This window comes from Microbacterium sp. NPDC059771 (assembly GCF_042732495.1).
Lineage (GTDB): Bacteria > Actinomycetota > Actinomycetes > Actinomycetales > Microbacteriaceae > Microbacterium > Microbacterium sufflavum.
The window spans coordinates 24,295-50,072 of the sequence record NZ_JBHWHK010000002.1 but is presented as its reverse complement, the minus strand read 5'-3'; the positions used below and the strand labels follow the sequence as shown (position 1 = coordinate 50,072).

Annotated in this window: 24 protein-coding genes; 7 read left to right on the top strand and 17 right to left on the bottom strand. The window is 71.6% G+C overall.

Annotated elements, in window-relative coordinates; translation table 11 throughout:
- Positions 1 to 7 precede the first annotated feature (7 nt).
- From hemQ to hemE, 6 genes are all read right to left on the bottom strand, one after another.
- Positions 8 to 685, bottom strand: a complete 678-nt coding sequence (gene hemQ, locus ACFV3I_RS13985) for a hydrogen peroxide-dependent heme synthase (RefSeq protein ID WP_206252488.1) — start codon at positions 683 to 685, stop codon at positions 8 to 10.
- Positions 686 to 752: 67 nt separating this feature from the next.
- Complete coding sequence (locus ACFV3I_RS13980) at positions 753 to 1,025, bottom strand: hypothetical protein (protein WP_136036607.1); 273 nt, start codon at positions 1,023 to 1,025, stop codon at positions 753 to 755.
- Entirely contained in the window at positions 1,012 to 1,419 is a 408-nt protein-coding gene (locus ACFV3I_RS13975) for a phage holin family protein (protein WP_136030735.1), read from the bottom strand. The genes ACFV3I_RS13980 and ACFV3I_RS13975 overlap by 14 nt, the downstream gene beginning before the upstream one ends.
- 1 nt (position 1,420) lies before the next feature.
- Positions 1,421 to 1,831, bottom strand: coding sequence for a hypothetical protein (locus ACFV3I_RS13970; RefSeq protein ID WP_136036608.1), 411 nt, complete (start codon positions 1,829 to 1,831; stop codon positions 1,421 to 1,423).
- A 185-nt stretch (positions 1,832 to 2,016) separates the two neighbouring features.
- Entirely contained in the window at positions 2,017 to 3,585 is a 1,569-nt protein-coding gene (locus tag ACFV3I_RS13965; RefSeq protein WP_378823294.1) for a protoporphyrinogen/coproporphyrinogen oxidase, read from the bottom strand.
- A gap of 39 nt (positions 3,586 to 3,624) precedes the next feature.
- A complete protein-coding gene (gene hemE / locus ACFV3I_RS13960; RefSeq protein ID WP_378823292.1) occupies positions 3,625 to 4,647 on the bottom strand; it encodes a uroporphyrinogen decarboxylase in 1,023 nt (340 codons plus the stop codon).
- 73 nt (positions 4,648 to 4,720) lie between these two features.
- Here hemE and ACFV3I_RS13955 point away from each other — a divergent pair, with 73 nt between their 5' ends.
- The 3 genes from ACFV3I_RS13955 (at position 4,721) to ACFV3I_RS13945 (ending at position 7,257) form a co-directional block, all read left to right on the top strand.
- Positions 4,721 to 6,016 carry a glutamyl-tRNA reductase gene (locus ACFV3I_RS13955; protein ID WP_378802901.1) on the top strand — a complete coding sequence of 432 codons (1,296 nt, stop codon included), beginning with the start codon at positions 4,721 to 4,723 and terminating at the stop codon, positions 6,014 to 6,016.
- A 246-nt stretch (positions 6,017 to 6,262) separates the two neighbouring features.
- Complete coding sequence (locus ACFV3I_RS13950; RefSeq protein ID WP_136030746.1) at positions 6,263 to 6,835, top strand: HhH-GPD-type base excision DNA repair protein; 573 nt, start codon at positions 6,263 to 6,265, stop codon at positions 6,833 to 6,835.
- Positions 6,832 to 7,257, top strand: a complete 426-nt coding sequence (locus tag ACFV3I_RS13945) for a DUF1801 domain-containing protein (protein WP_247637872.1) — start codon at positions 6,832 to 6,834, stop codon at positions 7,255 to 7,257. The genes ACFV3I_RS13950 and ACFV3I_RS13945 overlap by 4 nt, the downstream gene beginning before the upstream one ends.
- Positions 7,258 to 7,281: 24 nt before the next feature.
- Here ACFV3I_RS13945 and ACFV3I_RS13940 read toward each other — a convergent pair whose 3' ends face one another.
- Positions 7,282 to 8,997, bottom strand: a complete 1,716-nt coding sequence (locus tag ACFV3I_RS13940) for an ABC-F family ATP-binding cassette domain-containing protein (RefSeq protein WP_247637873.1) — start codon at positions 8,995 to 8,997, stop codon at positions 7,282 to 7,284.
- Between the two features lie 254 nt (positions 8,998 to 9,251).
- The gene (locus ACFV3I_RS13935; RefSeq protein ID WP_247637874.1) at positions 9,252 to 10,385 is read right to left on the bottom strand and encodes an epoxide hydrolase family protein; all 1,134 of its coding nucleotides are present in this window, start codon (positions 10,383 to 10,385) and stop codon (positions 9,252 to 9,254) included.
- Between the two features lie 67 nt (positions 10,386 to 10,452).
- On the opposite strand from ACFV3I_RS13935, the gene ACFV3I_RS13930 reads away from it, so the two are divergent.
- Positions 10,453 to 11,409, top strand: a complete 957-nt coding sequence (locus ACFV3I_RS13930; RefSeq protein ID WP_247637875.1) for a YafY family protein — start codon at positions 10,453 to 10,455, stop codon at positions 11,407 to 11,409.
- An 8-nt stretch (positions 11,410 to 11,417) separates the two neighbouring features.
- On the opposite strand, the gene ACFV3I_RS13925 is transcribed toward ACFV3I_RS13930, so the two are convergent.
- Positions 11,418 to 12,803, bottom strand: coding sequence for a glycine--tRNA ligase (locus tag ACFV3I_RS13925; RefSeq protein ID WP_136030756.1), 1,386 nt, complete (start codon positions 12,801 to 12,803; stop codon positions 11,418 to 11,420).
- A 115-nt stretch (positions 12,804 to 12,918) separates the two neighbouring features.
- On the opposite strand from ACFV3I_RS13925, the gene ACFV3I_RS13920 reads away from it, so the two are divergent.
- Positions 12,919 to 14,388: a peptide MFS transporter gene (locus ACFV3I_RS13920; protein WP_206252480.1), complete on the top strand. Its 1,470-nt coding sequence runs from the start codon at positions 12,919 to 12,921 to the stop codon at positions 14,386 to 14,388.
- Positions 14,389 to 14,413: 25 nt separating this feature from the next.
- Here ACFV3I_RS13920 and ACFV3I_RS13915 read toward each other — a convergent pair whose 3' ends face one another.
- Genes ACFV3I_RS13915 through ACFV3I_RS13905 form a run of 3 tightly spaced genes read right to left on the bottom strand, consistent with a single transcriptional unit; the run spans position 14,414 to position 17,131 of the window.
- Positions 14,414 to 15,103 carry a GNAT family N-acetyltransferase gene (locus ACFV3I_RS13915; protein ID WP_136030761.1) on the bottom strand — a complete coding sequence of 230 codons (690 nt, stop codon included), beginning with the start codon at positions 15,101 to 15,103 and terminating at the stop codon, positions 14,414 to 14,416.
- 49 nt (positions 15,104 to 15,152) lie between these two features.
- Positions 15,153 to 15,773, bottom strand: coding sequence for a hypothetical protein (locus tag ACFV3I_RS13910; protein ID WP_247637876.1), 621 nt, complete (start codon positions 15,771 to 15,773; stop codon positions 15,153 to 15,155).
- Positions 15,774 to 15,805: 32 nt separating this feature from the next.
- Entirely contained in the window at positions 15,806 to 17,131 is a 1,326-nt protein-coding gene (locus tag ACFV3I_RS13905; protein WP_378823289.1) for an alpha-hydroxy-acid oxidizing protein, read from the bottom strand.
- 61 nt (positions 17,132 to 17,192) lie between these two features.
- On the opposite strand from ACFV3I_RS13905, the gene ACFV3I_RS13900 reads away from it, so the two are divergent.
- Positions 17,193 to 18,632 (top strand): MFS transporter, encoded by a 1,440-nt coding sequence (locus ACFV3I_RS13900; protein WP_136030769.1) that lies wholly within the window; start codon positions 17,193 to 17,195, stop codon positions 18,630 to 18,632.
- A 299-nt stretch (positions 18,633 to 18,931) separates the two neighbouring features.
- Here ACFV3I_RS13900 and ACFV3I_RS13895 read toward each other — a convergent pair whose 3' ends face one another.
- From ACFV3I_RS13895 to ACFV3I_RS13880, 4 genes are all read right to left on the bottom strand, one after another.
- Complete coding sequence (locus ACFV3I_RS13895; RefSeq protein WP_378823288.1) at positions 18,932 to 19,504, bottom strand: hypothetical protein; 573 nt, start codon at positions 19,502 to 19,504, stop codon at positions 18,932 to 18,934.
- Positions 19,505 to 19,910: 406 nt separating this feature from the next.
- On the bottom strand, positions 19,911 to 20,876 hold the full coding sequence (locus ACFV3I_RS13890; RefSeq protein ID WP_136045959.1) for a serine hydrolase: 966 nt from the start codon (positions 20,874 to 20,876) through the stop codon (positions 19,911 to 19,913).
- A gap of 110 nt (positions 20,877 to 20,986) precedes the next feature.
- Entirely contained in the window at positions 20,987 to 22,951 is a 1,965-nt protein-coding gene (locus ACFV3I_RS13885) for a M13 family metallopeptidase (protein WP_378823286.1), read from the bottom strand.
- Between the two features lie 61 nt (positions 22,952 to 23,012).
- Entirely contained in the window at positions 23,013 to 23,576 is a 564-nt protein-coding gene (locus ACFV3I_RS13880) for a DUF1992 domain-containing protein (RefSeq protein ID WP_378823284.1), read from the bottom strand.
- A 91-nt stretch (positions 23,577 to 23,667) separates the two neighbouring features.
- Here ACFV3I_RS13880 and ACFV3I_RS13875 point away from each other — a divergent pair, with 91 nt between their 5' ends.
- Positions 23,668 to 24,990 carry an MATE family efflux transporter gene (locus tag ACFV3I_RS13875; RefSeq protein WP_136045133.1) on the top strand — a complete coding sequence of 441 codons (1,323 nt, stop codon included), beginning with the start codon at positions 23,668 to 23,670 and terminating at the stop codon, positions 24,988 to 24,990.
- 33 nt (positions 24,991 to 25,023) lie between these two features.
- Here ACFV3I_RS13875 and ACFV3I_RS13870 read toward each other — a convergent pair whose 3' ends face one another.
- The gene (locus ACFV3I_RS13870) at positions 25,024 to 25,716 is read right to left on the bottom strand and encodes a TrmH family RNA methyltransferase (RefSeq protein WP_378823282.1); all 693 of its coding nucleotides are present in this window, start codon (positions 25,714 to 25,716) and stop codon (positions 25,024 to 25,026) included.
- Positions 25,717 to 25,778 lie beyond the last annotated feature (62 nt).

The window sequence follows — 25,778 nt, the reverse complement described above, 5'->3', positions numbered from 1 at the left end:
GGTGCGGTTACTGCAGCACGTCGGCGATCTCGTCGAAGCGCAGACGGCGCCCCGTGTAGAAGGGCACCTCCTCCTTCACGAACATCCGCGCCTCGGTGTAGCGGAGGTCGCGCATCATGTCGACCAGGTCGGTCACGTCGTCGGCCTCCATCGGCAGCAGCCACTCGTAGTCACCCAGCGCGAACGCGGCGACGGTGTTCGCGATGACGCCCGTGAACGCAGCGCCCTTGCGCCCGTGGTCGGCGAGCATCGCGCGGCGGTCAGCCTCCGGCGCCAGGTACCACTCCGGGGTGCGGACGAACGGGTACAGGCAGAGCCAGTCCTTCGGTGCGACGCCGCGGAGGAACCCCGGCACGTGCGAGCGGTTGAACTCCGCGTCGCGGTGCACGCCCATCACGTTCCACACCGGCAGCAGCGAGCGCAGCAGCTCCGTGCGACGGAGGCGGCGCAGCGCCTTCTGCAGCTCCTCGGCGGTGTCGCCGTGCAGCCACACCATCAGATCGGCGTCAGCCTTCAGCCCGGAGACGTCGTAGAAGCCACGGACGGTGACGCCGGAGTCCTCGATGTGCGAGACGATCGACTCGAGCTCCGTGGCGTCGTTCTCGGTGACGGGAGCATCGGGATTGCGTCGCCACACAGCCCAGAGGGTGAAGCCGGACGGGTTCTCTTCGCGCACTTCGGACATGATCCCAGTCTGCCCCTTTCACGGAGAAGCCCCTAATCAGGGGAATACCGCGAGGAACGGCCGACCGTCAGCGTGCGATGGCCCGAGCGATCGCCCACACGGCGCCGCCGACGACGGCGGCGATCCCGACGGCCGCGGCGACCGCGCCCACCGGGTTCCGATCGGCGAACGCGCGTGCCTTGACCGCGGCACGCGCCGACGCCTTCTCCACCCGGCGCGGGATGTTGCCCTTGATCTCGATCGCGGCGAGCGCCGCCTTCAGCTCGGCGCGGGCCGACGTCACGGGATCGACGATGCCCGCGGGGACGGCGGTGCGCGGCAGCGACTCAGGGGTGCTCATCGCCGGCCTCCTTCACGATTCGGATGTCCTCGGCCACGGCCTGCGCCGGGTTCTGGCGCTTGAGCACCTTGCGGAACTTGAGGATGCCGAGCAGCGCGAACAGCAGCACGGCGAGGATCAGGATGCCGAACACGGCGATCGCCGACAGCCACACGGGCCACCACGACGACAGGCCGGCGATCGCGAACACGAGGATCACCGGCACGGCCCAGAACAGGAAGAACAGGGCGACGAGGAACCAGACCGAGCCGATCCCCGCATCCTTCGCCGTGCGCGAGACCCACGCCTTGGCGGCGTCGATCTCCGCCTTCACGAGGTTGGTGACCAGCTCGGGCAGATCCCCGAGCAGGGTCAGCAGACTGTCGTCGGCGCGATCCCGGTATCCGCGGGGCATGTCAGTCGCCGGACTTCTGCGCTGCCGGCTTCGTCGCGGGCTTCTTCGCAGCGGGCTTGTCAGCCGCAGCGGCGCGCTCCTTGACCTCGTCGACCGCGTCCTCCGCCGCCTCCGAGACCTCCTCGGCGGCCTCCTTGCCCGACGCGATCACGGCGTCGAGCTTCTGGCCGGGAGTGCCGTTGCCCGTGACCGACTTCACGATCTTCACCGCGCCCGTCCACACGGCACCCGGGACGGCCGCGGCCTTGTCGCCGACGAAGTCCTTGACCTTCTCCACCTGGTCCTGGACGGGATCCGTGTTCCAGACCTTGAGCCACTGCGTCCGGATCTGCTCGTAACGCTCGCGTCCGGCACGGGTGCCCAGCACATAGCCGACGCCGAGTCCGACGACGAGTCCGATCTTCCCCTTCATGGGGTCTCCTCACGTTGTTCCGGCGGTGGTCGTCCGGTTCGGACGCCGATCGCCGACGTCTCCGCCGCGATCAGGTACCCAGCGTAACCCCGTATGCCGATTTCGGCATCAATCCCGGAGAGGGTTGACAGCGGGCCCTTCGTCACTCACGCTTGTGCGCTTCGTGGTGCGCGGAGGTCGCCCGATCAGTCCCACAGGAGCGCGCGACGGAGGCGATCGGACGCCTCCGTGGCGTCCGGGACCACCTGTGCGAGGCCGGTCCCGGCCACCCAGGCTCCGACCACCGCCAGGCCGGGGATCGCCTGGATCGCATCGCGCGCAGCCTGGCGCCGCGCCCCCGATCCGAGGAGCGACGCGGGCTGCGACTGCACGAACCGTCCGCGGTGCCCTGCGATCACCTGGGTCGGCTCCAGCGGTACGCCGAGCAGCGCGGCCGCCTCCCGCCGCGCGAGGTCGATCGCCGCCGCGTCGTCGAGGGCGGCGGTGGCGGCGGGCTCCCCCTGCGCGCCGAACGACACCCGCACGACCTCCCTGTCGCCCGCGGCCTCCCGCACCCACTCCCACTTCGCCGTCGAGTGGGTGAGCGCCTTGGCCGTGTGGCTCCCGGGCACCGTGAGCACCCCGGTGCCACGCGGCACGCTGCGCAGAGCCGGGGCATCCAGCAGCAGCGTGACGATCTCGATCTCCGGGGACGCAGCCGCTTCGGCCAGAGCGAGCGCCGGCACCGCGCCGGCGAGAAGCTCGCGCGCCACGGACTCCGCGGTCGCGACGATCACAGCGTCCGCACGGAGAAGCTCCTCCACCGGCTCGTCCGTCACCGCGACGGCGTCGGCCAGAGGCCCCGACTCGGCAACCCACGGCTCCGGCGTCTGCGTCGGGGCGTCGAGCTGCGTCGCGGCCGTGACCCGCCAACCGCCGTCCTCCGACACGACCGAGAGCACCCGCACTCCCGTGCGCACGGTCGCCCCGAGCTGGGCGAGGTCGTCGGCGATCGCGTCCACCAGCACGGTCATGCCGCCACGGAGGCCTTCCACCGCGGCACCCGGAGCCTTCGCGCCACCGGAGCCGCCGTTCCCGCGCAGCGCCAGCACCGCGCCGGACAGCGAGCCGACGCGCGTCAGGGCGGCGTTCAGCCCCGGGGCGGCCACGTCGATGTCCACGTCGTCGGGCGACGCGGAGTACACGCCCGTCGTGACCGGGGCGACCAGGCGGTCGCGCACCTTCGGGCCCATGCGGGAGGCGACGAGCCGCCCGAGGCTCAGCTCGTGGCCGATGGTCAGCGGCGGCCGCACGCGGTCGAGGTAGGCGCGCCATGCCCCCGACCATCCGATGATGCGCCGCACGTCGTCCTGGAACGGGTTGCCGGGAATGCCGAGGACCCCGCCCACCGGGAGGGGAGCCGCACCCGTGCCGGGGATGCCGGAGAGCCAGGCGCCGCCCGCGCGAGGGGGCACGACCCGATCCGCGAGTCCGAGCTCGTCGACCAGGGCGCGGACGAGGCCGCCCCTGGTCGCGTAGCTCTCGGCGCCCGCATCGAGCGTCACACCGTCGAGCTCCACGCGACGCAGGGCACCGCCCAGCGCCTCGGCAGCCTCCAGCACCGTGACCCGCATGCCGACCTTGGCGCACTCGCGGGCGGCGACGAGACCACCCATGCCCCCGCCGATCACGACGACGTGCTTCTCCGCGGCGCGTGCGGCCAGGTCGGCCGGCTCGGCCGCGGACGGGTGTGCACCGGAGGGGTCAGGGCTCATGCCGTCCATCCTTCCACCGCGCCCGGGGGCGACGCGTGCTCAGGCGCCGTGCACCAGCTCGACGATGCGCGTCAGCTGGTCGGGGTCGGTCTCGGGCGGCACCCCGTGACCGAGGTTGACGATGTGCCCGCGGGCCGCACGACCGCGCTCCAGGACGTCGCGCACATGCGCCTCCAGCACGGGCCACGGCGCCCCGAGCAGCGCGGGGTCGATGTTGCCCTGCACGCTCGTGTCCGGTCCGAGGATCGCCGCGGCCTCGTCGAGCGGAAGACGCCAGTCCACGCCGACCCCGTCGGCGATGCCGCCGAGGCGCATGTCGGCGAGGAACGGGCCGGTGCCGACGCCGAAGTGGATGGTGGGGACACCGATGCCGTCGAGCGCGGCGGTCGAATGCGGCGCCACGAACGTGCGGTAGTCGGCGGGGCTGAGCGAGCCGGCCCAGCTGTCGAAGAGCTGCACGACCCCGGCACCCGCGTCGCGCTGCGTCTCCAGGAATCGTCGGGAGACGCGGGCGAGCCACCCCGCCAGACGGTGCCAGGCGTCGGGGTCCGCGTGCATCATGCCGCGTGCCCGCAGGTGCTCCTTCGACGGGCCGCCCTCGACGAGGTAGGCCGCGAGCGTGAAAGGCGCGCCGGCGAAGCCGATCACCGGGGTGTCGCCGAGCTCCGCCGCGACGATGCCCACCGCCTCCGCGATCGCCGTGCCGTCGAGCGACTCCGGATCGATCGCGGTGATCCGCTCGACATCGGCCCTCGTGCGCACGGGGTTCGCGAACACCGGCCCGCGCCCCGGCTCGATCTCCACCTCGACGCCGGCAAGGCGCAGCGGGATCACGATGTCGCTGAAGAACACCGCCGCGTCCACACCGTGCCGCCGCACCGGCTGCAGGGTGATCTCCGCCGCGAGGTCGGGCGTGAGGCAGGCGTCGAGCATCCGTGTGCCCACCCGCAGCTCCCGGTACTCGGGCAGCGAGCGGCCGGCCTGCCGCATGAACCAGACGGGCGTCGTGTCGGGGCGGTCACCCGTGAGGGCGCGCAGCAGCGGAGCGTCGGAAAGGGCCATGCCCCCATCCTCCCATTGCCCGGTTATGGGGCCGCCGAGTCCGCCTGTCCGAACGCTCCGGTACAATCGAGGGGTGCTGCTGTGTGTGACGGCGAGTCACAAGACCGCCTCCTTCGAACTGCTCGAACGCCTGAGCCGCACCCCCGACGACGTCGCCCCCACCCTGGTGGGCATGACGCCGTGCGTGCAGGGTGCCGTGGTGCTGGCGACGTGCAACCGGTTCGAGGCGTACGTCGAGATGGACGAGCCGATGACCGCCGCGGGCGCGATCGGCGTCGAGGCCGTGCTCGAAGCCGTCGAGTCCGCCACGGGCATCCCGGCCGCCGAGCTCGACGGCGCCTATACCGTCCACGCCGGGCGCCGGGTGGCCGAGCACCTGTTCTCCGTCGCCTCCGGCCTCGAGTCGGTCGTGTCGGGTGAGGGCGAGATCGCCGGCCAGGTGCGCCGGGCCCTGAAGTCGGCCCGCAAGGACGGCACCACCTCCCCCGAGCTCGAGCGCCTCTTCCAGCGCGCGAGCCAGGCGCAGCGCAAGGTCAAGAACGTCACCGCGCTCGGGCGCGCCGGTCGCTCGCTCGTGCGCCTGGCACTCGAACTGGCCGACAGCCGCATCGCCGACTGGTCCGCCGAGCGCGTGCTCCTGGTGGGCACCGGCGCCTATGCGGCCGTGACCCTCGCGACGCTACGCGAGCGCGGCGCGGTCGACATCTCCGTGTACTCGCCCTCCGGTCGGGCCGAGATCTTCGCGGCGAAGCACGGCATCCGCGCGGTCGCAGCCGCGGACTACGCCCGCACAGCCGCACACTCCAGCCTGCTCATCACCTGCACGTCCGCCACCGAACCGGTGCTGGGACCGGAGCACCTGCAGCTCCCCGTCGGTCTCGCCGCGGCCGGGTGCCCGGTGGGCTCGCACAGCCGGCTCGTGGTCGACCTCGGGATGCCGCGCAACGTCGACCCCGCTGTCGCGACCCTGGAGGGCGTGGCGCTGCTCGACCTCGAGACCATCCGCCTGCACGCGCCGCTCGAGGAGCTGCAGGCGACCGACGCCGCCCGCACCGTCGTTCGTGAGGCCGCGGACACCTTCCACGTCGTGGGTGCCCGCCAGAGCGTGACCCCCTCCGTCGTGGCCCTGCGGTCGCACATCTTCTCGCTGCTCGACACCGAGATCGACCGGGCCCGTGCGCGCGGCGACGAGGACGGCAAGGTCGAGCAGGCGCTGCGGCACCTCGTCGGCGTGCTGCTGCACACCCCGACCGTCCGCGCCCACGAGCTCGCCGCGGAGGGCAGGGCCGACGAGTTCGCCGCCGCGCTGTCCGCCCTGTACGGCCTCAGCCCCGAGGCCCCCGCCGCCGAGGACGCCGCCTCCGCCTGACGGCACGGTCGCCCGGGATCAGCGCGTAGCCGCTCAGCCGGAGGCGGCGACGCCAGTCATGCGCGAAGAACTACGGCAGCAGTGCGCAATCCGCAGCGGATGCCGCGAGACGAGCATCGAGAGTCAGCAATGAGCACTGCGCCGCGCGCGCGAGCACGAGGTACATCGCGTCATACGCGCTGACGTTGCACTGCACGGTCCTGCCACCGCCCCCGCGGCATCCGCCCGGGATGGGACACTGGGGGCATGGCCCTTCACATCACCGGAGACACCGCCGCCGACACCCTGCTGACCGAGAACCCGCTCGCGCTGCTCGTGGGGATGCTGCTCGACCAGCAGGTGCCCATGGAGACCGCTTTCGCCGGTCCGCTCAAGATCGAACAGCGCACCGGTGCGGCCGATGCCGCGGCCATCGCGGGGATGGCACCCGAGGAGTTCCTCGAGGCGTTCCGCCAGACGCCCGCCGTGCACCGGTTCCCCGGGTCGATGGCCGCCCGCGTGCAGACGCTGTGCCAGGCGATCGTCGACGAGTGGGGTGGCGACGCCTCAGCGCTGTGGACCGCGGGCGACCCGGACGGTGCGGAGGTGCTGAAGCGCCTGAAGGCACTGCCCGGCTTCGGTGAGCAGAAGGCCAAGATCTTCCTGGCGCTGCTCGGCAAGCAGTACGGCTTCACGGGCGAGGGCTGGCGCGAGGCCTCGGCGCCCTACGGCGAGGACGGCTCGTACCGCAGCGTCGCCGACATCGTCTCCCCCGAGTCGCTCACGAAGGTGCGCGAGTACAAGAAGGCGATGAAGGCCGCGGCCAAGGCGGCGAAGTGAAGCCCACGGGGAACGACGTCGCCGGGCTCATCGCCCGCTCCTCCCCCGCCGCTCGGCGCCGAGACGCGGAGACGCTCACCGCGCTCATGCAGGAGATCACCGGCCGCGAGCCGCAGACCTGGGGCACCATCATCGGCTTCGGCTCCTGCCACTACCGCTACCCGACCGGTACCGAGGGCGACAGCCCGCTCCTCGGCTTCGCGCCGCGCCGAGCCGCCACCACGATCTACCTCTTCGAGGGGACGGATGCGCACGCGGACGACCTGGCACGGCTCGGGCCGCACACCACCGGCGTCGGCTGCCTCTACCTCTCCGACCTGGAGCAGGTGGACCTGACGGTGCTGCGCGGGATCCTGGAGCACTCGCTCGCCTGGGCCGAAGCGGGCGGCGACGTGGGCGCGACGGTCACCGTCACCGGCTGACCGCACGCCCCCGCGGCCGCCGGGTCACGACGCCACCACGGCCGCACCCTCCGTCACACGGACCGCCGCGGCACCCTGCTGGCGCGCCCGCCGCAGCCACCGCCGGTCGTGGGTGACCGTGACGACCGCGGCCGGGTGGTCGTCGAGCGCCCGCTCCAGCTGCTCGACCAGCTCCGGGTCGAGGTGGTTGGTCGGCTCGTCGAGCAGCAGCACGTCGAACGTGGAGGCCAGCGCGATCGCGAGGTCGAGCCGGCGCCGCTGCCCGACCGACAGGGCCCGCGCCGGGCGCTCGATCTCGTCCTCGCGAAACAGGCCGTGGGCGAGCAGAGCCGCACGGGCATCGCTCGGGGGCACCGCCGCCCGTCGCGCGAACACCTCCACCGCGGAGCCGCGTGCGGCCGCCCCCACGTCTTGCCGCAGCCGGGCGACACGGAGTCCCGGGCGCCGGTCGATCGAACCCGATGCGGCGCTCAGCTCGCCCGCGAGGAGGTCGAGCAGCGTGGTCTTGCCTGCCCCGTTCGGACCGGTCACGAGCCAGCGGTCACCCGGCGTCACGGTCCACGCGGTCACGGTGAGCCGGCGGCCCGGCTCCTGGAACACGACATCGTGCAGCGTGACGAGGGCGTCGTCCTCGCCGGACGACTCCGCGTCCGGAGCCGGGCCGTCCGGCAGCACGAACCGCAGCGGCTCGGGTGGGGGCGGCGCCGGATCCTCCCGCAGCCGAGACAGTCGCTCCTTCGCCATGCGGATGCGGCCGACCGCGCCGTGGTCGCGGCTGCGGGCGCGGAAGGCGCCGTGACCGAAGCCGTCGAGCTCGAGCTTGCGCGGGATCGCGTCCAGGCGGAACGCGTTCGTCGCGAGCAGCTCCTCGGTGCGGGCGACCTCGGCCTTCCACGCCTCGTGTCGCTCCGCGAGTCGTCGTCGCTCGGTCTCCCGCGCCCGCAGGAACCCCGCGTAGCCGTCGCCGTAGCGGCGGATGCCGCCGTCACTCACGTGCACGACCGCGGTCGCGAAGCGGTCGAGGAAGTCGCGGTCGTGGGTCACCACGACCAGGGCCCCGCGATGCGCGGCGATCCGCTCCTCGACCCAGGCGAGCGCGTGCTCGTCGAGATCGTTGGTCGGCTCGTCGAGCAGCAGCAGCTCGGCGCGGGAGGACAGTGCCACCGCGAGCGCGAGCCGGGCACGTTCCCCGCCGGACAGCGCGGCCACGGGACGCGTGCGGTCCAGGGTTCCGACGCCGAGCTGGTCGAGCGCGACGTCGATGCGGTGGTCGACGTCATAGCCGGCCCTGGTCTCGAAACGGTCCTGCAGGTCGGATACGGCTGCCAGGCGCTGCGCCTGCTCGGCGGGAAGGGCCGAGGCGAGCTGCTCGTAGGCCCGCGCGAGCTCGCGTTCCAGCGCGCGCAGGTCGCCCAGCAGGTCGTCGATCGCCGCGGAGACCGTCGCCCCCGGCGGGAACTCCGGATTCTGGAGGGCGTGGGCCACACCGCCCGGGAGGTGCAGCCGCGCCTCCCCGGCGGTCGGTGCGAGCGTTCCGGCGAGCAGCTCGAGCAGCGTGGACTTGCCGGCGCCGTTGTCGCCGATGATCGCCAGACGATCCGCGGGACCGACGACGAGATCGATCCCGTCGAGCACCCGGTGCGCGGCGAAGCGCACGCCGGCCGCGCGCAGTTCACACACGCGGTGCGGACGGATCGCCGGGACGGTGGAGGGAGAAGGGGAAGGGAGTACAGGGAACATGAGGGGTCCTCGCTGCGGTGCGGACGGCACCGCGGATACGCGTCGGACGACGCAGGGAAACGGACCTCGATCGCGTCACAAGAGGACGCGTTCGCTCAGGACCCACCGCGGAGAAGACGTCTCGACGCAGTGTCCCGATCTAGCGAATCAGAGTACCCACGGAGAGAGACCGTAGCAGCCCCGGGCTCCCGACGCCAGGGTCGGCACGCGATCGCCCCCGCGCGTGGGGGCGCGGGGGCGATGATGGCACGAGCTCAGCGCGGGTCGGCGAAGAAGACCCGGAGGTCGGCGGCGAGCAGATCGGGGCGCTCCAGCGCGGCGAAGTGCCCGCCCTCGTCGAAACGGCTCCAGTGCACGATGTTGTCGTTGTCGCGCTCGGCGAAGACCCGGATGGTCTGGAAGTCGTCCGCGAACACCGCGACCCCGGTCCGCGCGTGGTTGACCTGCGGCTCGGCCTCGGCGCGCGCGTTCTCCAGGTAGCTGCGGCTCATGCCCGAGGCGGCGTTCGCGAACCAGTTCACGCTCACCTCCAGCAGGATGCTCTCCAGCGGCACGAGCGAGGTGCCGTTGCCGAAGGAGGTGAACAGCTCACTGTAGGCGAGGAGCCCGACCGGGGAATCGCTCAGGCCCACCGCGACGGTCTGCGGACGGGAGGCGTTCATCGCGTTGTAGCCGCCCACCGACTGGAACCACTGCATGTGCTCCAATCCCGCGTAGTCCTGCGGCTCGAGCTTCTCGAACTCCGCGGGGTCGCCCGACGGGAACGAGAACAGCTGCAGCACGTGCAGCCCGAGGAAGCCCTCCGGCGCCAGCAGCCCGAGCTCGCGCGCGACCATCGCGCCGTTGTCGGAGCCGTGGATGCCGTAGCTGTCGTAGCCGAGGCCGCGCATGAGCCGGTCGTACGCGGCGGCGACCTTCGCCACCGTCCACCCGGCGGAGGCGAGCGGCTGCGAGAAACCGTAGCCGGGGGCATCCGGGATCACGAGGTGGAACGCCTCCTCCGCGCGACCGCCGTGCGCCTCGGGGTCGGTGAGCCGGTCGATGAGGTCGAGGTAGTCGACGGAGGAACCAGGGTAGGTATGTGCGAGCAGCAGCGGGGTCGCGTTCTCGTGCCGCGAGCGGATGTGGAGGAAGCGGATCGTCTGGCCGTCGATCTCGGTGGTGAACTGCGGGTGGGCGTTGAGCCGCTCCTGCGCGGCAGCCCAGTCGAACTCCCGCCACGCGGTCAGCGCCTCGCGCAGGAAGTGGTTCGGGGTGCCGGCGTCCCAGTCGTCGACGGGCGCGGTGCGGGGCAGGCGCGTGCGGGCGAGGCGGTCGCGGAGGTCGGCGACCTCGGCGTCGAAGACGTCGACGGAGAAGGGGCGGAAGGCGAGGGTCGTGGTGTTCATGTCTCCGACGATAGAAGCCCATTAGGCTGGATACGTTCCTAATGATTCGGCGACTTTCGGAGGCCTCATGGCGGACCCGACCGCACGGCTCCTGGCGCTGCTCGCCCTGCTGCAGACGGGTTCGGAGCGATCCGGCAGCGAGCTCGCGCAGCGGCTCCGCGTCTCACCCCGCACCGTGCGCCACGACGTCGAGCGCCTCCGCGAACTCGGATACCCGGTCGACGCCCGTCGCGGCTCCACCGGCGGCTACCGGCTCGGGGCGGGCGGCAAGCTCCCCCCGCTGCTGCTCGACGACGAGGAGGCGGTGGCGGTGACCGTCGGCCTGCGCGCCGCCGCCGGCATCGCGGGCATCGCCGACTCCGGCGCGAGAGCGCTCGCCAAGCTCGAACAGGTCCTCCCCTCGCACCTGCGCCCCACCGTCGACGCACTGCGCACGAGCGTCGACCGCGCGCCGGAGAACAACGACACCGACGCGCCAGACCCGGAGGTCGACGCTGCCGTGCTGCGGGCCGTCGCGGGAGCGATCCGCGACCAGGAGTGGCTGCGCTTCGACTACGACGGCCGCCCCGTGCTGGTCGAGCCGTACCGCCTGCTCACCTGGGTGCGACGCTGGTACCTCGTGGCCCGCGACCCGCAGACGAGCGAATGGGGCACGTACCGCGTGGACTGGATGGAGCCGCGGATGCCGACGCGCCGCCGCTTCGACCCGCAGCCGTTGCCCGGGGGCGACTACACCGCGTTCGCCATGCGCACCATCGCCGTGAGCGGCTGGCAGGTGCACGCGCGACTGCGCATCGACGCGCCCGCCGAGGCCGTGCTCGACCGCATCCACGCCGCGGTCGGCGTGGTCGAGCCGGTCGACGAGGAACACTGCATCCTCGTCACCGGCGCCGACAGCCTCGACACGATCGCCGCCTACATCGGGATGCTGATGATGGACTTCACGGTCGAGTCGCCGCCCGAACTGCTGCCCCGACTCCAGCTGCTGTCGGAGCGGTATGCCAGGGCCGTCGCGGGCTCCTGACCCGGAGCTCAGGCCCCGCGCAGGCGCTCCGCGAGGTACGCGTGCAGGCCGTCGATCGGCACCCGCTCCTGCGCCATCGTGTCGCGGTCGCGCACCGTGACAGCCCGGTCGTCGAGCGAGTCGAAGTCGACCGTCACGCAGAACGGGGTGCCGATCTCGTCCTGACGACGGTAGCGGCGACCGATCGCGCCGGCGTCGTCGAAGTCCACGGCCCACGAGCCGCGCAGGGTGTCGGCAACCTCGCGCGCGAGCGGCGACAGGTTCTCGTTGCGGCTGAGCGGCAGCACCGCGGCCTTGACGGGAGCCAGACGCGGGTCGAGCTTGAGCACCGTGCGGGTGTCGGTGCCGCCCTTGGCGTTGGGCACCTGCTCCTCCACATACGCGTCGACGAGGAACGCCATCATGGCTCGCGTGAGGCCGAACGACGGCTCGATCACGTACGGCGTGTAGCGCTCGCCCGTCGCCTGGTCGAAGTAGGTCAGGCTCTGGCCGGACGCCTCGCTGTGACTGGAGAGGTCGTAGTCGGTGCGGTTGGCGACGCCCATGAGCTCGCCCCACTCCTTGCCCGCGAAACCGAAGCGGTACTCCACGTCGATCGTGCCGGCGGAGTAGTGCGCGCGGTCCTCCTCGGGCACGTCGAACTGCCGCATGTTCTCCGGGTCGATGCCGAGGTCGATGAACCAGTTCCAGCACGCCTCGACCCAGTGGTCGAACCACTGCGGGGCCTCGGCGGGCGGCGTGAAGAACTCGATCTCCATCTGCTCGAACTCGCGCGTACGGAAGATGAAGTTGCCGGGGGTGATCTCGTTGCGGAACGCCTTGCCGACCTGGCCGATGCCGAACGGCGGCTTCTTGCGGCTCGCGGTGAGCACGTTGGAGAAGTTGACGAAGATGCCCTGCGCGGTCTCGGGACGCAGGTAGTACAGGCCGGACTCGTCATCGACCACGCCGAGGTACGTCTTCACCAGACCGGAGAACGCCTTGGGCTCGGTGTACTGGCCCTTGGTGCCGCAGTTCGGGCACGGGATGTCGGCGAGACCGTTCTCGGCCTTGCGGCCCTTGCGCGCCTCGAAGTCCTCGATCAGGTTGTCGGCGCGGAAGCGCTTGTGGCACTGCAGGCACTCCACCAGCGGGTCGGTGAAGGTGGCGACGTGACCCGACGCCTCCCACACGCGCTTGGGCAGGATGATGCTGGAGTCGAGGCCGACCATGTCGCCACGGCCGCGCACGAACGTCTGCCACCACTGGCGACGGATGTTCTCCTTGAGCTCGGTGCCGAGGGGTCCGTAGTCCCAGGCCGACCGGGAACCGCCGTAGATCTCACCCGCCTGGAACACGAACCCGCGGTGGCGGGCGAGGGCGATGACCTTGTCAAGACGGGACTGTTCGGCCACGGTGGCTCCAATGGTCGGATGCGGAGAACGCCCGTGAGCACGGGCATCCCCATTCTATCGGTGGTCGCAGCGCGCCCCCTGGCCGCGGTCGCCGCCGGAGAGTACCGTCCCACGCATGAGCACCACCGAGCGACAGCCCGCTTCCCGCGACGAGGACACCCGCTTCTTCGGGCAGCCCTGGCCCCTCGTGCACGTCTTCGGCGTCGAGATGTGGGAGCGCTTCAGCTTCTATGGCATGCAGGGCATCCTGCTCATCTACCTCTACCACTCGGTCACGCAGGGCGGTCTCGGTCTGCCCGAGGCCACGGCCGGCGGGATCCTCGGCGCGTACGGCGGCTCGGTCTACCTCGCGACGATCCTCGGCGCCTGGCTCGCCGACCGGCTGTTCGGCTCGGAGCGCGTGCTGTTCGTGAGCGCGATGGTGATCGTCGCCGGGCACCTCGCGCTCGCCCTGCTGCCGGGCTTCGTGGGCGTCGGGGTCGGACTCGTGCTCGTGGCGCTCGGCTCCGGCGGCCTCAAGGCCAACGCGACCGCGGTCGTCGGCACCCTCTACGCCCCGGACGACGTGCGCCGCGACGCCGGGTTCTCGCTGTTCTATCTGGGCATCAACCTCGGCGCCTTCCTCGGGCCGATCCTCACCGGTCTGCTCCAGTCCACGCTCGGGTTCCACTGGGGCTTCGGACTCGCCGCGCTCGGGATGACGCTCGGCCTCGTGCAGTACGCGTTCGGACGGCGCGGGCTCCCGGACACGGCGCGCGAGGTGCCCAACCCGCTGCCCCGCTCGCGCTACCCGCTGGTGGGGATCATCGCGGGCGGCGCCGTGCTCGTCATCGCCGTGTGCGTGCTCACCGGGCTGATCCACGCCGACAACCTCGCACTCATCGTGATCATCGGCACGATCGTCGCGGCGATCGCCTACTTCGCGGTCATCCTGTCCAGCCACCGCATCGACGCCACCGAGCGCTCGCGCGTCTGGAGCTTCGTCCCGCTGTTCCTCACCAGCGTGGCGTTCTGGTCGTTGTACCAGCAGCAGTTCACCGTGCTGACCGTCTACTCCGACAAGCGCCTGGACCGGAACCTGTTCGGGTGGGAGATGCCGGTGTCGTGGGTGCAGTCCATCAACCCGGTGTTCATCATCATCCTGTCGGGCGTCTTCGCCGCGATCTGGACCAAGCTCGGCACCCGGCAGCCGTCGACGCCGGTGAAGTTCGGGCTCGCCGCCATCATCATGGGCGCGGCGTTCCTGCTGTTCCTGCCGTTCTCCGGGGGCGGCGAGAACTCCACGCCGCTGCTGGCGATCGTCGGCATCCTCTTCGTGTTCACGGTCGCCGAGCTGCTGCTGTCCCCCGTCGGGCTCTCCGCCTCGACCAAGCTCGCCCCCGCGGTGTTCCACACGCAGATGGTGGCGCTGTTCTTCCTGTCGGTGGCGCTGGGCACGGCGATCGCCGGGTGGCTCGTGCAGTTCTACGACCCCGAGAACGAGGTGCCGTTCTTCTCGATCCTCGGCGGGATCGCGATCCTCGTCGGCGTCGGGATGCTGCTGAGCGTGAAGCCGGTGCTGCGCCTCATGCGCGGCGTGCGCTGAGCCGCGCCGTCACCCGGCGAGGGGCTCAGGCGGTGAACAGGTAGCCGCGCCCCGACTCGAAACCGGCGATCCGCAGCCCGCTGCCGAGCAGACCCTCCATCTGCGCGCGCAGCCGCAGCCGCCACTCGTGCGCGGCCGCCGGGTCGGAGACCCGCATCGCCTCGATGTCGTCCGGGATCTCCAGGGTCTCCACGACATCACCATCGGCCGGGGGCTTGGCGATGTCGGCCAGCGCCCACTCGACATCGAGCCGGTCGCTCTCATCGCCCGCGTCACCGCCGCCGAAGATGCCGTAGCGGTTCACGGAGTAGCCGGTGGCGCGGGCCCCGAGCACCGAGAAGAAGAAGTGCGCGTTGCGGGCCACGAGCGGGTCGAACACCCACGTGATGCGGCCGACGTCGCGCGAGAACGCCCACTGCCGCTGGTGCTCCTTCAGCTCGCGACCCCAGCCGCGGCCGCGGTACTCCGGCAGCAGCGCCGTGATGTGCGAGTGCATCGCCCGGCGGGCCGGTTCGCCGAAGAACGCGATGGACGCACCGACCATGCGCTCCTCATCGCCCTCGCCGTCGAAGAACCCGACGACGTAGTTGCCCGACTGCTGCAGGGCGCGGAGGGTGCCGGCATCGACCACGCGCTGCGGACCCCGGATGGAGTCGAGCAGGCCCTGCGCGTCGAGGATGAGTTCAACGGTGTCGAGGTCACGGATGGTACGCACGGCTCCAGTCTGCCCCTCCACGGCGGGTTCGCGGAAACCCGGGCGGGCCTCAGCGGTACGGGAACGCCTCTCCCCCGCCCGCGGCGAGCGCATCGGCGACGACGCGGAGGTGCTCCGACGCCATCTCGGGCGGCAGCGGGGGAAGGATCTCGTCCCAGAACGCGAGCACCGCGCCGCGCCCCTGCATCATGCCGGCGGGGCGCCCCATCGCCCACATGTGGAAGTGCGCGGAACCATCGTTCCAGCGTCCGAAGTGACAGCGGGCGACCCCGGGGACGCTCTTCACCGCCTGCGACACCCGCTGCAGCAGCGGGCCCAGCGCCGCGAGAACGTCATGCGGGGCGTCCTCGAGCAGCCAGTGCTCGCGCGGGGCGACGCCGCCGATGAACGGCAGGCCGCCGACGTCCCAGCCGGCGCGCACCTGCCAGAGGTCGTCGTGCCAGATCGTGTGCGGGCTCGGACCGCAGTGCCCGCACTCGCGCGGGTCGAGCTCCCCCGCCCTCGGCTCCTCCGGCACCAGCATCGGCTCGAGCGGTCGCATCGTCACCGTCTCGAAGGCCCACGGCAGACCGTCGGCGATCGCCGAGGCGTCGAGCACCTCTCCGATCGGCAGCCGGCGGTGGAACGGGGAATCGGCCGGGTGCTGCGTGGGTGGGGCGTCGTCGCTCATCCGTTCATGCAACCACGGCACTGTCCACCCGGTCACACGGCGCGCAGGGCATCGCGGTCGAGCTGCGCGACCGCGGTCAGCCCGGCGAGGCCGAGGGTGATGTCGAGCTCGGCGAGCACGTTCCGCACCACCTCGCGCACCCCCTGCTCGCCCGCGATCCCGAGGCCGTACGCGTACGGCCGGCCGAGCGCGACCACCGTGGCACCGAGCGCGAGGGCGATCGCGACATCGGCGCCGCCGCGCACCCCGGAGTCGAACACGATCGGCACCCGCCCGGCCACCCGCTCCGCGATCGTCGGCAGCACGTCGAGGGTGGGCACGGACCGGTCGATCTGGCGTCCGCCGTGGTTGGAGATCCAGATGCCGTCCACGCCCGCGTCCAGCGCGCGCTGCGCATCGTCCGGGTGCACGATGCCCTTGAGGATGATCGGCAGCGTGGTCCACTCGCGCGCCTTCGCGAGGTCGTCCCACGTGAGCGCGGGGGTGGAGAACACGTCGAGGAACGTCTCGACGGCCGCCCGCGGCAACGGCGAGCGCAGGTTGTCGCGCAGGCGTCCGCCCTCGGTGAGGGCCGCGCCCTTCCTGGCGATGCTGAGCGCGGCGGCGACTGCCGTCGGGGTGACCTTCACCGCGGAGGCGTCGCTCTTCGGGGCGGCCGCCCGCTGTCGCACGAGCTCGCGGAACACGGGATCGCTGGTGTACTGCGCGATGCCCAGGCCCCGGGTGAACGGCAGGTAGGCGAGGTCGAGGTCCCGGGTGCGCCACCCCAGCAGGTGCGTGTCGAGCGTGACGACGATCGCCTCGCAGCCGGACGCCGCGGCGCGGGCGAGCAGGGAACGGTTCAGGTCGTTCGACGACGACCAGTACAGCTGGAACAGCCGTGACCCGGATGGCGCGGCGGCCGCCACGTGCTCCATCGGGAGCGACGCCTGGTTCGACAGCGTGTACGGGACGCCGAGGGAGGCGGCGGCGCGGGCGACCGCACGGTCGGCGTCGGGGTGCGCGAGCTCCATGACCCCGAGCGGCGCGAGGATCAGCGGGCTCGTCCGTCGTGTCCCGAGGAACTCGACGCCGAGGTCGCGTTCGCTGACGTCGCGCAGCGGCCGCGGCCAGACCTGCCACCGATCGAACGCCGCCCGGTTCGCCGTCACCGTGTGCTCCGCTCCCGCACCCCCGGCGATGTACGCGAAGGCCTCGGCGCTCAGCGTCTTCCGCGCCGCCTCCTCCAGCGTGGCCGGAGCGACCGGGACGGCCGGTCGGGTGCCGCTGATCCCGGCGCGATAGATGTCGGACTGGGTACGCCGGGAGATGCCGCGGTGGGCGGCGGGATCGTCCGGAGCGACGCTGCTCGTGACCATGACCACATGCTAGCCACGGCCGAACGGCCCCGCACCGCGCACGGGCCGATAGCCTGGGCCGGTGGGTGCGAGCGACGACAGAGCCAGGAAGCGCCTCTCCCGCACCCCGCCCCGGTGGGCGATCATCGCGGTGCTGGCCTTCGCGGGCCTGTGTTCGTCGTTCATGTTCACGCTCGTCGTGCCGCTGCAGGCCGAGCTGCCGCAGCTGCTGAACGCCTCGCGCGAAGACACCACGTGGGTCGTCACGATCACGCTGCTCGTCGCCGCCGTCGCCACCCCGATCTCGGGCCGCCTCGGCGACATGTACGGCAAGCGCCGCGTGGTCATCGTGCTGCTCGCGATCCTGATCCTCGGCTCCGTGATCGCCGCCGTGTCCGGCTCGATCGTCGGCGTGATCATCGGCCGCGCCCTGCAGGGTGCCGTGACGGGCGTGGTGCCGCTGGGCATCGCGATCATGCGCGACGTGCTCCCGCCCGAGCGCCTGGGCACCGCGGTCGCCCTCATGAGCGCGACCATGGGCGTCGGCGGCGCGATCGGCATGCCCGTGGCTGCCCTGCTCGCCGAGAACGCCGACTGGCACATGCTCTTCTGGCTCGCCGCAGCGCTCGGCGTCGCCGGACTCGCGCTCGTGCTCGCGGTCGTGCCGGAAGACGTGCTCCGCTCCCCCGGTCGGCTCGACGTGCTCGGCGCCGTCGGCCTCGCGATCGGCCTCACCGGGCTGCTGCTCTTCGTGTCGCGCGGCGCCGAGTGGGGCTGGACGTCGCCCGTGACCCTCGCGTGCGTGATCGGCGGCGTCGCCGTGCTGCTGGTGTGGGGCTGGTACCAGCTCAGGACGAGGGATCCGCTGCTCGACCTGCGCGTGGCCGCGCGGCCCGCCGTGCTGTTCACCAACATCGCCGCGATCGGGATGGGCTTCGCCCTGTTCGCGTCGAACGTCACGTTCCCGCAGATGCTGGAGATGCCGGTGGTCGGCGGCGGCTTCGGGCTCGACATGGTCGCGGCCTCGCTCGTGATCATGCCGGCCGGCCTGGTGATGATGGTGATCTCCCCGCTGTCCGGCTGGCTGGAGCGCACCGTCGGACCGCGCCCCCTCTTCACCGTGGGCGCGATCGCGATCGTGCTCGCCTACGTGTTCGTGCTGCTGTGGTCCACGGCCGTGTGGCACGTGTTCGTCGCGAACATCTTCATCGGCATCGGCATCGGGTTCACGTTCGCCGCGATGCCGATGATCATCATGCGCTCGGTGCCGGCGAACGAGACCGGCGCCTCGAACGGGCTCAACGCGCTGTTCCGCTCGGTGGGCACCTCGACCGCCTCGGCCGTGATGGGCGGCGTCCTCGCCGCCATGAGCATCGACGTCGACGGGGTGGCCGTCCCTACGCGCAGCGCGTTCGAGGTGTGCTTCTGGCTCGCGATCGCGGCCGGGGTGCTCGCGGTCGTGCTGTCGCTGTTCATCCCGCGGCGCCGCGCCGCCGAGCAGCATCCGTCGCTGCCCGAGTGACGCCCTCGGCGCGACGCGTCAGTGGGTGTACTCCATGAGCTCGACGCCCAGCACGCGGAACGCGTCGTGCGCGAGCCTCTCCAGTCTGTGCGCTGCGGGCGGGCCGGATCAATGGCGAATGCGACCCGATTGAGACCAGAGGACGTAGGTCACAACCCAGAATCCGGCATCGATTGCGAGCACGGACAGCAACTCGATCGATGCAGCCCAGAGCCCTACCGCAACGAAGAATCCCTGAAGGACGACGATCGGTGCGATGACAAGTGTCGCGAACAGCGCCGGCCTCATTCGTCTCCGTTTCATCGCTGGCAACTGAATCCAGTCGGCCCGACCAGCGGATAGATCCTCATCTGTCGGTTGTACGGGCATACCCCATTGGCGACGATGATTCCCACGATCATTGCGATCACAGCGGCACCGACGCCGCAACCGACACCGGCGGTGGTCGGCGCGAGCAGCGCACAGATCGCTGCGACCAACGCACCAGATGCGCCGGTCACCATTGCCTGTTGCTCGGCATTCGTGAGCTGAATGTACGGCCAGGGGTCAGCACCGCCAACCACCGCCGCCCTCATGAGGCCGCGGACCGCACTTCCCGCGGCCAGAGCCGTCGGAAAGACGATGGTCATCCCGGGCGCGAGCTCATAGGTGGAGACGACGCCATTGCGATCGATCTCCACCGACGAGGGTGCGTTCGTTTCTCGAAGTCCGTCGCGCAACTCTGCAAATGCCTCACTCAGTTCGGCGGGGCTTGCGCCAGCCTCTCCCAGAGACACAACCGCGAGGAACGCCTGCCCTTCGTCGCTGTTCAAGACCTCGCTCGGCACTGCAGCGAGATCAAACCGGTGCGCGTCGTGGTCGTAGGCGGCCACGAGTTGATTGATCCGCGATACAAGCGCATTGATCGATGCGTCCCCGCCCACCGCTCCTGCGGGAGGGGCACCTGCGACGCTACCGCTCGTTTTCGGCGTCGCCGCCACGTCTTCTCGCGCGCTGGCGGGCGACACCGTCGCGAGTGCCGTGCAAGGTACGACGGCAGCGCCGAGGAACATCTGCAAACCCCGCCTCATTGGTCGACCTTCCCGCTCGATCCCGGGACCCCGAAATCCGTTGAGCGCATGCTGATCTCCTTGAACTCTTCGGGCGCACCCGCATCGAGTTTGGACGAAGGGTGAGCGCAGTGGACCTGTAGAGTGTTACATGTCATGCGTCACATGTCTGTCCACCTTTCGGAGGACATGAGTGGCTGGTTCGTCGAGAGCTGCCCTGCCGGTCGCCTCAGTGGGTGTACTCCATGAGCTCGACGCCCAGCACACGGAACGCGTCGTGCGCACGCAGGCGGTGCGTGATCGACAGGTCGTCGAAGCACACGATGAGCGCGTAGCCCACGCCCGCGCGCGGTCCCGCCAGCACGCCCGCCTCGGCACGGACACCGCGGTCGCGGCCGGTCTTGTTCACGAACAGCAGCCCGTGCGCGTCGTGGTCGTGCGCGAACGGGTCGAGCCCGGTCGCGGAGGCCACCAGACTCAGGTCCTGGTTGAGGCTCAGCCACTCGGCCACCTGCGCGCTCACCGCGGCATCGACCACCTGGGAGTTGACGAGCGCGGAGAACAGCCCGGCGAACTCGCGCGCTGACCCCACCGCCACCTGCGGCGCGTCGTCGGGGCCACGGCGGTCGCGGAACCGGTCGAGCAGCGCGGTGCGGCGCAGGCCGAGCCCCTCGATGCGCTCGCGCACCCGGTCGTGCCCGACCTTCTCCAACAGGATGTTGACCGCGATGGGGTCGCCCGCGGTCGCGGCCAGCACCGCCAGATCCTCCAAGGGCAGCGCGGGAGCCCGCAGGTGCCGCCACAACCCGGACGACTCGACCGCGTCGACGCTCGCGCGCTCCACGATCTCGAGCGGGTCGAGCGCTCCGGACTCGAACGCCGCCGCGACCTCGATCAGCAGCGGGACGACCCCGAGCCCGCCGACGGGCATGGTGACGTGGTCGTCGCCCGCCAGGACATGCACGTGCGAGTCGAGGTCGACCACGTGCACCGACACCTGGGCGCCCGCATCGGCCAGGCCCTCAAGAGCCTTGAGCGTGGCCGTGAACGATCGGCGGCCGAGGGCGGCCCGACGGGGCAGACGACGACTCGTGCGCTGCTGCGAACGACGCCCGCTCGATGACGCGGACGCGCCTCCCATCGACTCGGGGACCGGGGAGTTCCGGAACCCGTCGCCAGGCTCGAGTGCGGCCACGCGTGATCCTTCGGGAGGGGGCTGATCGGCATGCCAAGGGAGTCGCTCCCCAGCGGCAGGGCTATCGTAACCCCACCGCCGGGGGACACCTCACAGCCTGAGGAGAATGGTCACCAGATGGTCACCCGCGACGCCTCGGGCAGCCACAGGGCATCGTCCGGCGTCACGTCGAAGGCCTCGTAGAACGCGTCGATGTTGCGCACGATCTGGTTGCAGCGGAACTCGTTGGGCGAGTGCGGGTCGATCGTGAGCAGCCGCAGCGTCTCCGCCTCCCGGCTCTTCTGCTGCCAGACCTGCGCCCACGACAGCAGCAGCCGCTGCACGCCCGTGTAGCCGTCGATGACCGGCGCCTCCTGCCCACCCAGCGACAGGTCGTACGCCTGGAGCGCGATGCCCAGACCGCCGAGGTCGCCGATGTTCTCGCCGATCGTGAGGGCGCCGTTCACGTGATGCTCCGCGTCCAGCCCCTCCGGGACGAGCTCGTCGTACTGGGCGATCAGCGCCTTGGTGCGCTCCTCGAACGCGGCACGGTCGGCGTCGGTCCACCAGTCCTGCAGACGTCCGTCGCCGTCGTAGCGGCTGCCCTGGTCGTCGAAGCCGTGACCGATCTCGTGTCCGATGACCGCGCCGATGCCGCCGTAGTTCGCGGCCGCGTCGCGACCCGCGTCGAAGAACGGATACTGCAGGATCGCGGCGGGGAAGACGATCTCGTTCATCGACGGGTTGTAGTACGCGTTGACCATCTGCGGCGGCATGTGCCACTCGGTGCGGTCGATGGGCCTGCCGACCTTGTCGATGTTGCGGTCGTGCTCGAAGGTCGCCGCGCGACGCACGTTGCCGAGCAGATCCTCGCGGTCGATCACGAGGCTGGAGTAGTCGCGCCACACCTCGGGGTGGCCGATCTTGGGCGTGAACGCGTCGAGCTTGGCGAGCGCACGCTGCCGGGTCTCCGCCGTCATCCACTCCAGCGTCTCGATGCTCTGCCGGTACGCCTCGATGAGGTTGCCGACGAGCTCGTCCATCGCGGCCTTCGCCGTCGGCGGGTAGTGCCGCTCGACGTACACCTTGCCGATCGCCTCGCCGAGCGCGCCCTCGGTGACCGAGACGCCGCGCTTCCAGCGCTCCCGGATCGTGGGGACGCCGGTGAGCTCGGTGCCGTAGAACGAGAAGTTCTCCAGCACCAGGTCGTCGGTCAGGTAGGGCGCGGCGGCGTGCACGACCTTGGCGCGCAGCCAGGCCTTCCAGTCGTCGAGGCGCTCGGCGGTGAGCAGCGCACCCAGCCCCTCGAAGAAGCTGGGCTGCGACACGACCACCTCGTCGAACGCGGAGGGGTTCGACAGCGTGACGGCCTCGCGCCACGGTGCGAGGTCGACGCCCGCGAGCTCCTGCAGCTCGTCCCAGGTCTTGAGGTTGTAGGTGGCGACCGCGTCGCGGCTGCGCACGTTGTCCCAGTGGTGGCCCGCGAGCTCGGTCTCCAGGGCGATGGAGCGTTCGGCCTGGTCCGCGGCGTCGGCGATGCCCGCCAGGGACAGCAGGCGCTCGAGGTGGGCGCGGTACGCGGCGCGCGTGTCGGCGAAGGTGTCGAGGCGGAAGTAGCTCTCGTCCGGCAGCGACAGCCCGGCCTGCACGAGCACCGGGATGTAGCGCTCCGGGTCTCCCGGGTCGCCGTCGACGTAGAGGCCGATCACCGCGGCGCGCCCGTCACGGTCGTACGCCCCCACGGTGCGCAGGAAGCCGGGGATGTCGGCGATCGCGTCGATCTCGGCGAGGGTCTCCGCGAGCGGCGCGACCCCGGCGGCCGCGATGCGGTCGGTGTCCATGAAGCTCGCGAACAGGTCGCCGATCTTGCGGGCGAGCGTGCCCTCTTCGGCGTCCTGCGACTCCTCGATGATCGTGCGGACGTCTTTCTCCGCCTGCTCGGCCAGCAGGTGGAAGGAGCCCCAGCGCGCCTTGTCGCCGGGGATCTCGGTGCGGGAGATCCAGGCGCCGTTCACGTGACGGTACAGGTCGTCCTGCGGGCGGATGTCGGGGCTGAACTCGTCGAGGGCGAGGCCCACGGGAAGCGCGTCGGTCATGCGCTCCAGCCTATGACGGGGGTCCCCCACGGTGTCGAGGGCGGACACGCCCCGACACGGATCAGCGCGGCCGTCGCCCGAACAGCCGGCGACGCGGACGCGCGGCGGCGGCCTCTGCCGACGATGCGACCCCGCGGGCGGAGCGGCGCTCGCGCCACGCGGCGACCTCGGCCTCCACGTCCCGCGGCGCCGTGACCACGGGCGGGCCGCCCTGCAGCTGCCGCCGGGCCTCGATCACGCGGCGGTTGAAGTCCTCGAGCACCGCCCGCACGTCGGACTCTCGTCCGAGGAGGTCGAGCTGTCCGTCGAGCTCGCGGTCCTCCGTGCGCAGCAGCAGCGCGGGCGGCCCGAGCCCGGTGAGGTTCTCGGTCTCGATCTTGCGCCGGATCCACCAGTCAGGGTCGTGGTGGGTGCCGAGCCCCTCGATGGGCTTGCCGGCACCGGGGAGGTCGTCGAAGTCGCCGCGGCGGATCGCCACCTGGATCGCGCTCTCGATGAACGCCGCCCGATCCACGGCCGCCGCCGCACCAGGCGTCGAGGAGACGGTCGCCTCGTCGTCGGCACCGTCGCCCTGCGACCGGCGGCGCGCGAGGTACCGCGCCGCCTCGTCTCGGGGATCGGACATGATGCACCTCCGCCGCATCCTGCTCTCCTCCAGCCTACGTGCGGTCCGGGGGCACGGCACGGGTGTCGGCGCGAGGTCATAGGCTCGGAGGATGGCCGCGCGCACCTCCCTCAACCGAGAGATCCTGCGACTGGCGGTTCCGGCACTCGGTGCGCTGATCGCCGAGCCGGCGTTCCTCATCGTCGACGCCGCGCTCGTCGGCCACCTCGGCACCACGCCGCTCGCGGGGCTCGGCATCGCCGGCGCCGTGCTGCAGACCATCGTGGGCCTGATGGTGTTCCTCGCGTACTCGACCACCCCGGCGGTCGCGCGGCGCTTCGGCGCGGGGCAGCCGGGCGAGGCCGTGTCGGTCGGGATCAACGGCATGTGGCTGGCCCTGGGCCTCGGGGCCGTGCTGGCCGTGATCGGTGCGGTGTCGTCGCCATGGCTCGTGTCGCTGTTCGGCGCGAGCGAGGCCGTGGCCGCCCAGGCCGACGAGTACCTGGTGATCTCGATGTGGGGGCTGCCGGCGATGCTCATCGTCTTCGCGGCGACCGGGCTGCTGCGCGGCATGCAGGACACGATGACCCCGCTCTGGATCGCCGGCCTCGGCTTCGGTGCCAACGCGCTGCTCAACTGGCTCTTCATCTACGGCTTCGGCTGGGGCATCGCCGGATCCGCGGCCGGCACGGTCGCCGCGCAGTGGGGCATGGTCGCCGCGTACGTGCTGGTGGTGCAGCGGCTCGCCTCCCGCCACAGCGCCTCGCTCCGGGCGCAGCGCGACGGCCTGCGCAACACCGCCACCTCGGGCGGATGGCTGTTCCTGCGCACGGTCAGCCTCCGCGTGGCGCTGCTGGCGACCGTGGCGGTCGCGACCGGGGTCGGCACCGACGAGCTCGCCGGGTGGCAGATCGTGTTCACCATCTTCTCCGCGGCCGCCTTCGCCCTCGACGCCCTGGCCATCGCCGCGCAGGCGCTGATCGGCAAGGAGCTGGGCGCCGGAGACGAGCAGCAGGTGCAGCGCGTCCTCGGCCGGACGGTCGCCTGGGGCGCGTGGTTCGGCGTGGCGGTCGGCGCTGTGATCGCCGCACTGTCGGGCGTGCTCGGGATCGTGTTCACGGGCGACCCGCACGTCGCGGCACTCGTGCAGCCGGCGCTGCTGGTGCTCGCGGTCGCCCAGCCGATCGCCGGTGTCGTGTTCGTGCTCGACGGTGTGCTGATGGGCGCGAACGATGCGCGCTACCTCGCGATCGCGGGCGGCCTGAACCTGGTGCCGTTCCTGCCCGTGCTGTGGATCATCGCGGCGACGGGAGTGGATGGCGCGGCTGGCCTGATCTGGCTCGCGGTGGCCTTCTTCGGCGTATACCTGCTCGCGCGGCTCGGCACGCTCGGCTGGCGGGTGCGGTCGGGACGCTGGCTCTCCGCCGCCGCCTGACCGTCGCGGCGCGGCGGGCCGAACACGCGCGCCTCAGTCCGCGGCGTGGCGGCGACACCACTCGTACATGATCACGGCGGCCGCGGCGCTGGCGTTGATGGAGCGGGTCGAGCCGTACTGCGTGATCTCCACGTGCGCGGAGGCCGCGGCGAGCGCCTCGTCCGAGAGCCCCGGACCCTCCTGCCCGAACAGCAGCACGCACGCACGCGGCAGGTCTGCCCGGTCGACGGGGACGGCGCCCTCGACGTTGTCGACCGCGATCACGGGCAGCCCCTCCGCCGCAGCCCAGGCGGCGAACGACGGCACGTCCTCGTGATGCACGACGTGCTGGTAGCGGTCGGTGACCATGGCACCACGCTTGTTCCAGCGGCGGCGCCCGATGATGTGCACGGTGTCGGCGAGGAATGCGTTGGCGCTGCGCACGATCGAACCGATGTTCATGTCGTGCTGCCAGTTCTCGATCGCGACGTGGAACGGGTGCCGCCGCGTGTCCAGGTCGGCCACGATCCGCTCCATCCGCCAGTAGCGGTAGCGGTCGATCACGTTGCGGGTGTCGCCGTTGGCGAGCAGCTCCGGGTCGTACTGCTCCCCCTCGGGCCAGGCGTCCCGTCCTCCCGGCCACGGGCCGACGCCGTAGCCGGGCTGGGCGAGGGACCCGCCCGCGCCGTCCGGGACCGGGGCCGCGGGGTCGTCCGTCGCCGGGCTCTCGGGCGTGCGTGCATCCATCCCGCCAGGCTATCGCCGCCCCACTGCCGCCTGTCTCGGCGGAGCGATCGTCGTCACCGAGG

What these genes read in the sequence shown, in the direction of transcription:
- hemQ (WP_206252488.1), bottom strand. Translation starts at nt 685, where the DNA reads ATGTCCGAAGTGCGCGAAGAGAACCCGTCCGGCTTCACCCTCTGGGCT.
- ACFV3I_RS13980 (WP_136036607.1), bottom strand. Translation starts at nt 1,025, where the DNA reads ATGAGCACCCCTGAGTCGCTGCCGCGCACCGCCGTCCCCGCGGGCATC.
- ACFV3I_RS13975 (WP_136030735.1), bottom strand. Translation starts at nt 1,419, where the DNA reads ATGCCCCGCGGATACCGGGATCGCGCCGACGACAGTCTGCTGACCCTG.
- ACFV3I_RS13970 (WP_136036608.1), bottom strand. Translation starts at nt 1,831, where the DNA reads ATGAAGGGGAAGATCGGACTCGTCGTCGGACTCGGCGTCGGCTATGTG.
- ACFV3I_RS13965 (WP_378823294.1), bottom strand. Translation starts at nt 3,585, where the DNA reads ATGAGCCCTGACCCCTCCGGTGCACACCCGTCCGCGGCCGAGCCGGCC.
- hemE (WP_378823292.1), bottom strand. Translation starts at nt 4,647, where the DNA reads ATGGCCCTTTCCGACGCTCCGCTGCTGCGCGCCCTCACGGGTGACCGC.
- ACFV3I_RS13950 (WP_136030746.1), top strand. Translation starts at nt 6,263, where the DNA reads ATGGCCCTTCACATCACCGGAGACACCGCCGCCGACACCCTGCTGACC.
- ACFV3I_RS13940 (WP_247637873.1), bottom strand. Translation starts at nt 8,997, where the DNA reads ATGTTCCCTGTACTCCCTTCCCCTTCTCCCTCCACCGTCCCGGCGATC.
- ACFV3I_RS13935 (WP_247637874.1), bottom strand. Translation starts at nt 10,385, where the DNA reads ATGAACACCACGACCCTCGCCTTCCGCCCCTTCTCCGTCGACGTCTTC.
- ACFV3I_RS13930 (WP_247637875.1), top strand. Translation starts at nt 10,453, where the DNA reads ATGGCGGACCCGACCGCACGGCTCCTGGCGCTGCTCGCCCTGCTGCAG.
- ACFV3I_RS13920 (WP_206252480.1), top strand. Translation starts at nt 12,919, where the DNA reads ATGAGCACCACCGAGCGACAGCCCGCTTCCCGCGACGAGGACACCCGC.
- ACFV3I_RS13910 (WP_247637876.1), bottom strand. Translation starts at nt 15,773, where the DNA reads ATGAGCGACGACGCCCCACCCACGCAGCACCCGGCCGATTCCCCGTTC.
- ACFV3I_RS13905 (WP_378823289.1), bottom strand. Translation starts at nt 17,131, where the DNA reads ATGGTCACGAGCAGCGTCGCTCCGGACGATCCCGCCGCCCACCGCGGC.
- ACFV3I_RS13885 (WP_378823286.1), bottom strand. Translation starts at nt 22,951, where the DNA reads ATGACCGACGCGCTTCCCGTGGGCCTCGCCCTCGACGAGTTCAGCCCC.
- ACFV3I_RS13880 (WP_378823284.1), bottom strand. Translation starts at nt 23,576, where the DNA reads ATGTCCGATCCCCGAGACGAGGCGGCGCGGTACCTCGCGCGCCGCCGG.
- ACFV3I_RS13875 (WP_136045133.1), top strand. Translation starts at nt 23,668, where the DNA reads ATGGCCGCGCGCACCTCCCTCAACCGAGAGATCCTGCGACTGGCGGTT.
- ACFV3I_RS13870 (WP_378823282.1), bottom strand. Translation starts at nt 25,716, where the DNA reads ATGGATGCACGCACGCCCGAGAGCCCGGCGACGGACGACCCCGCGGCC.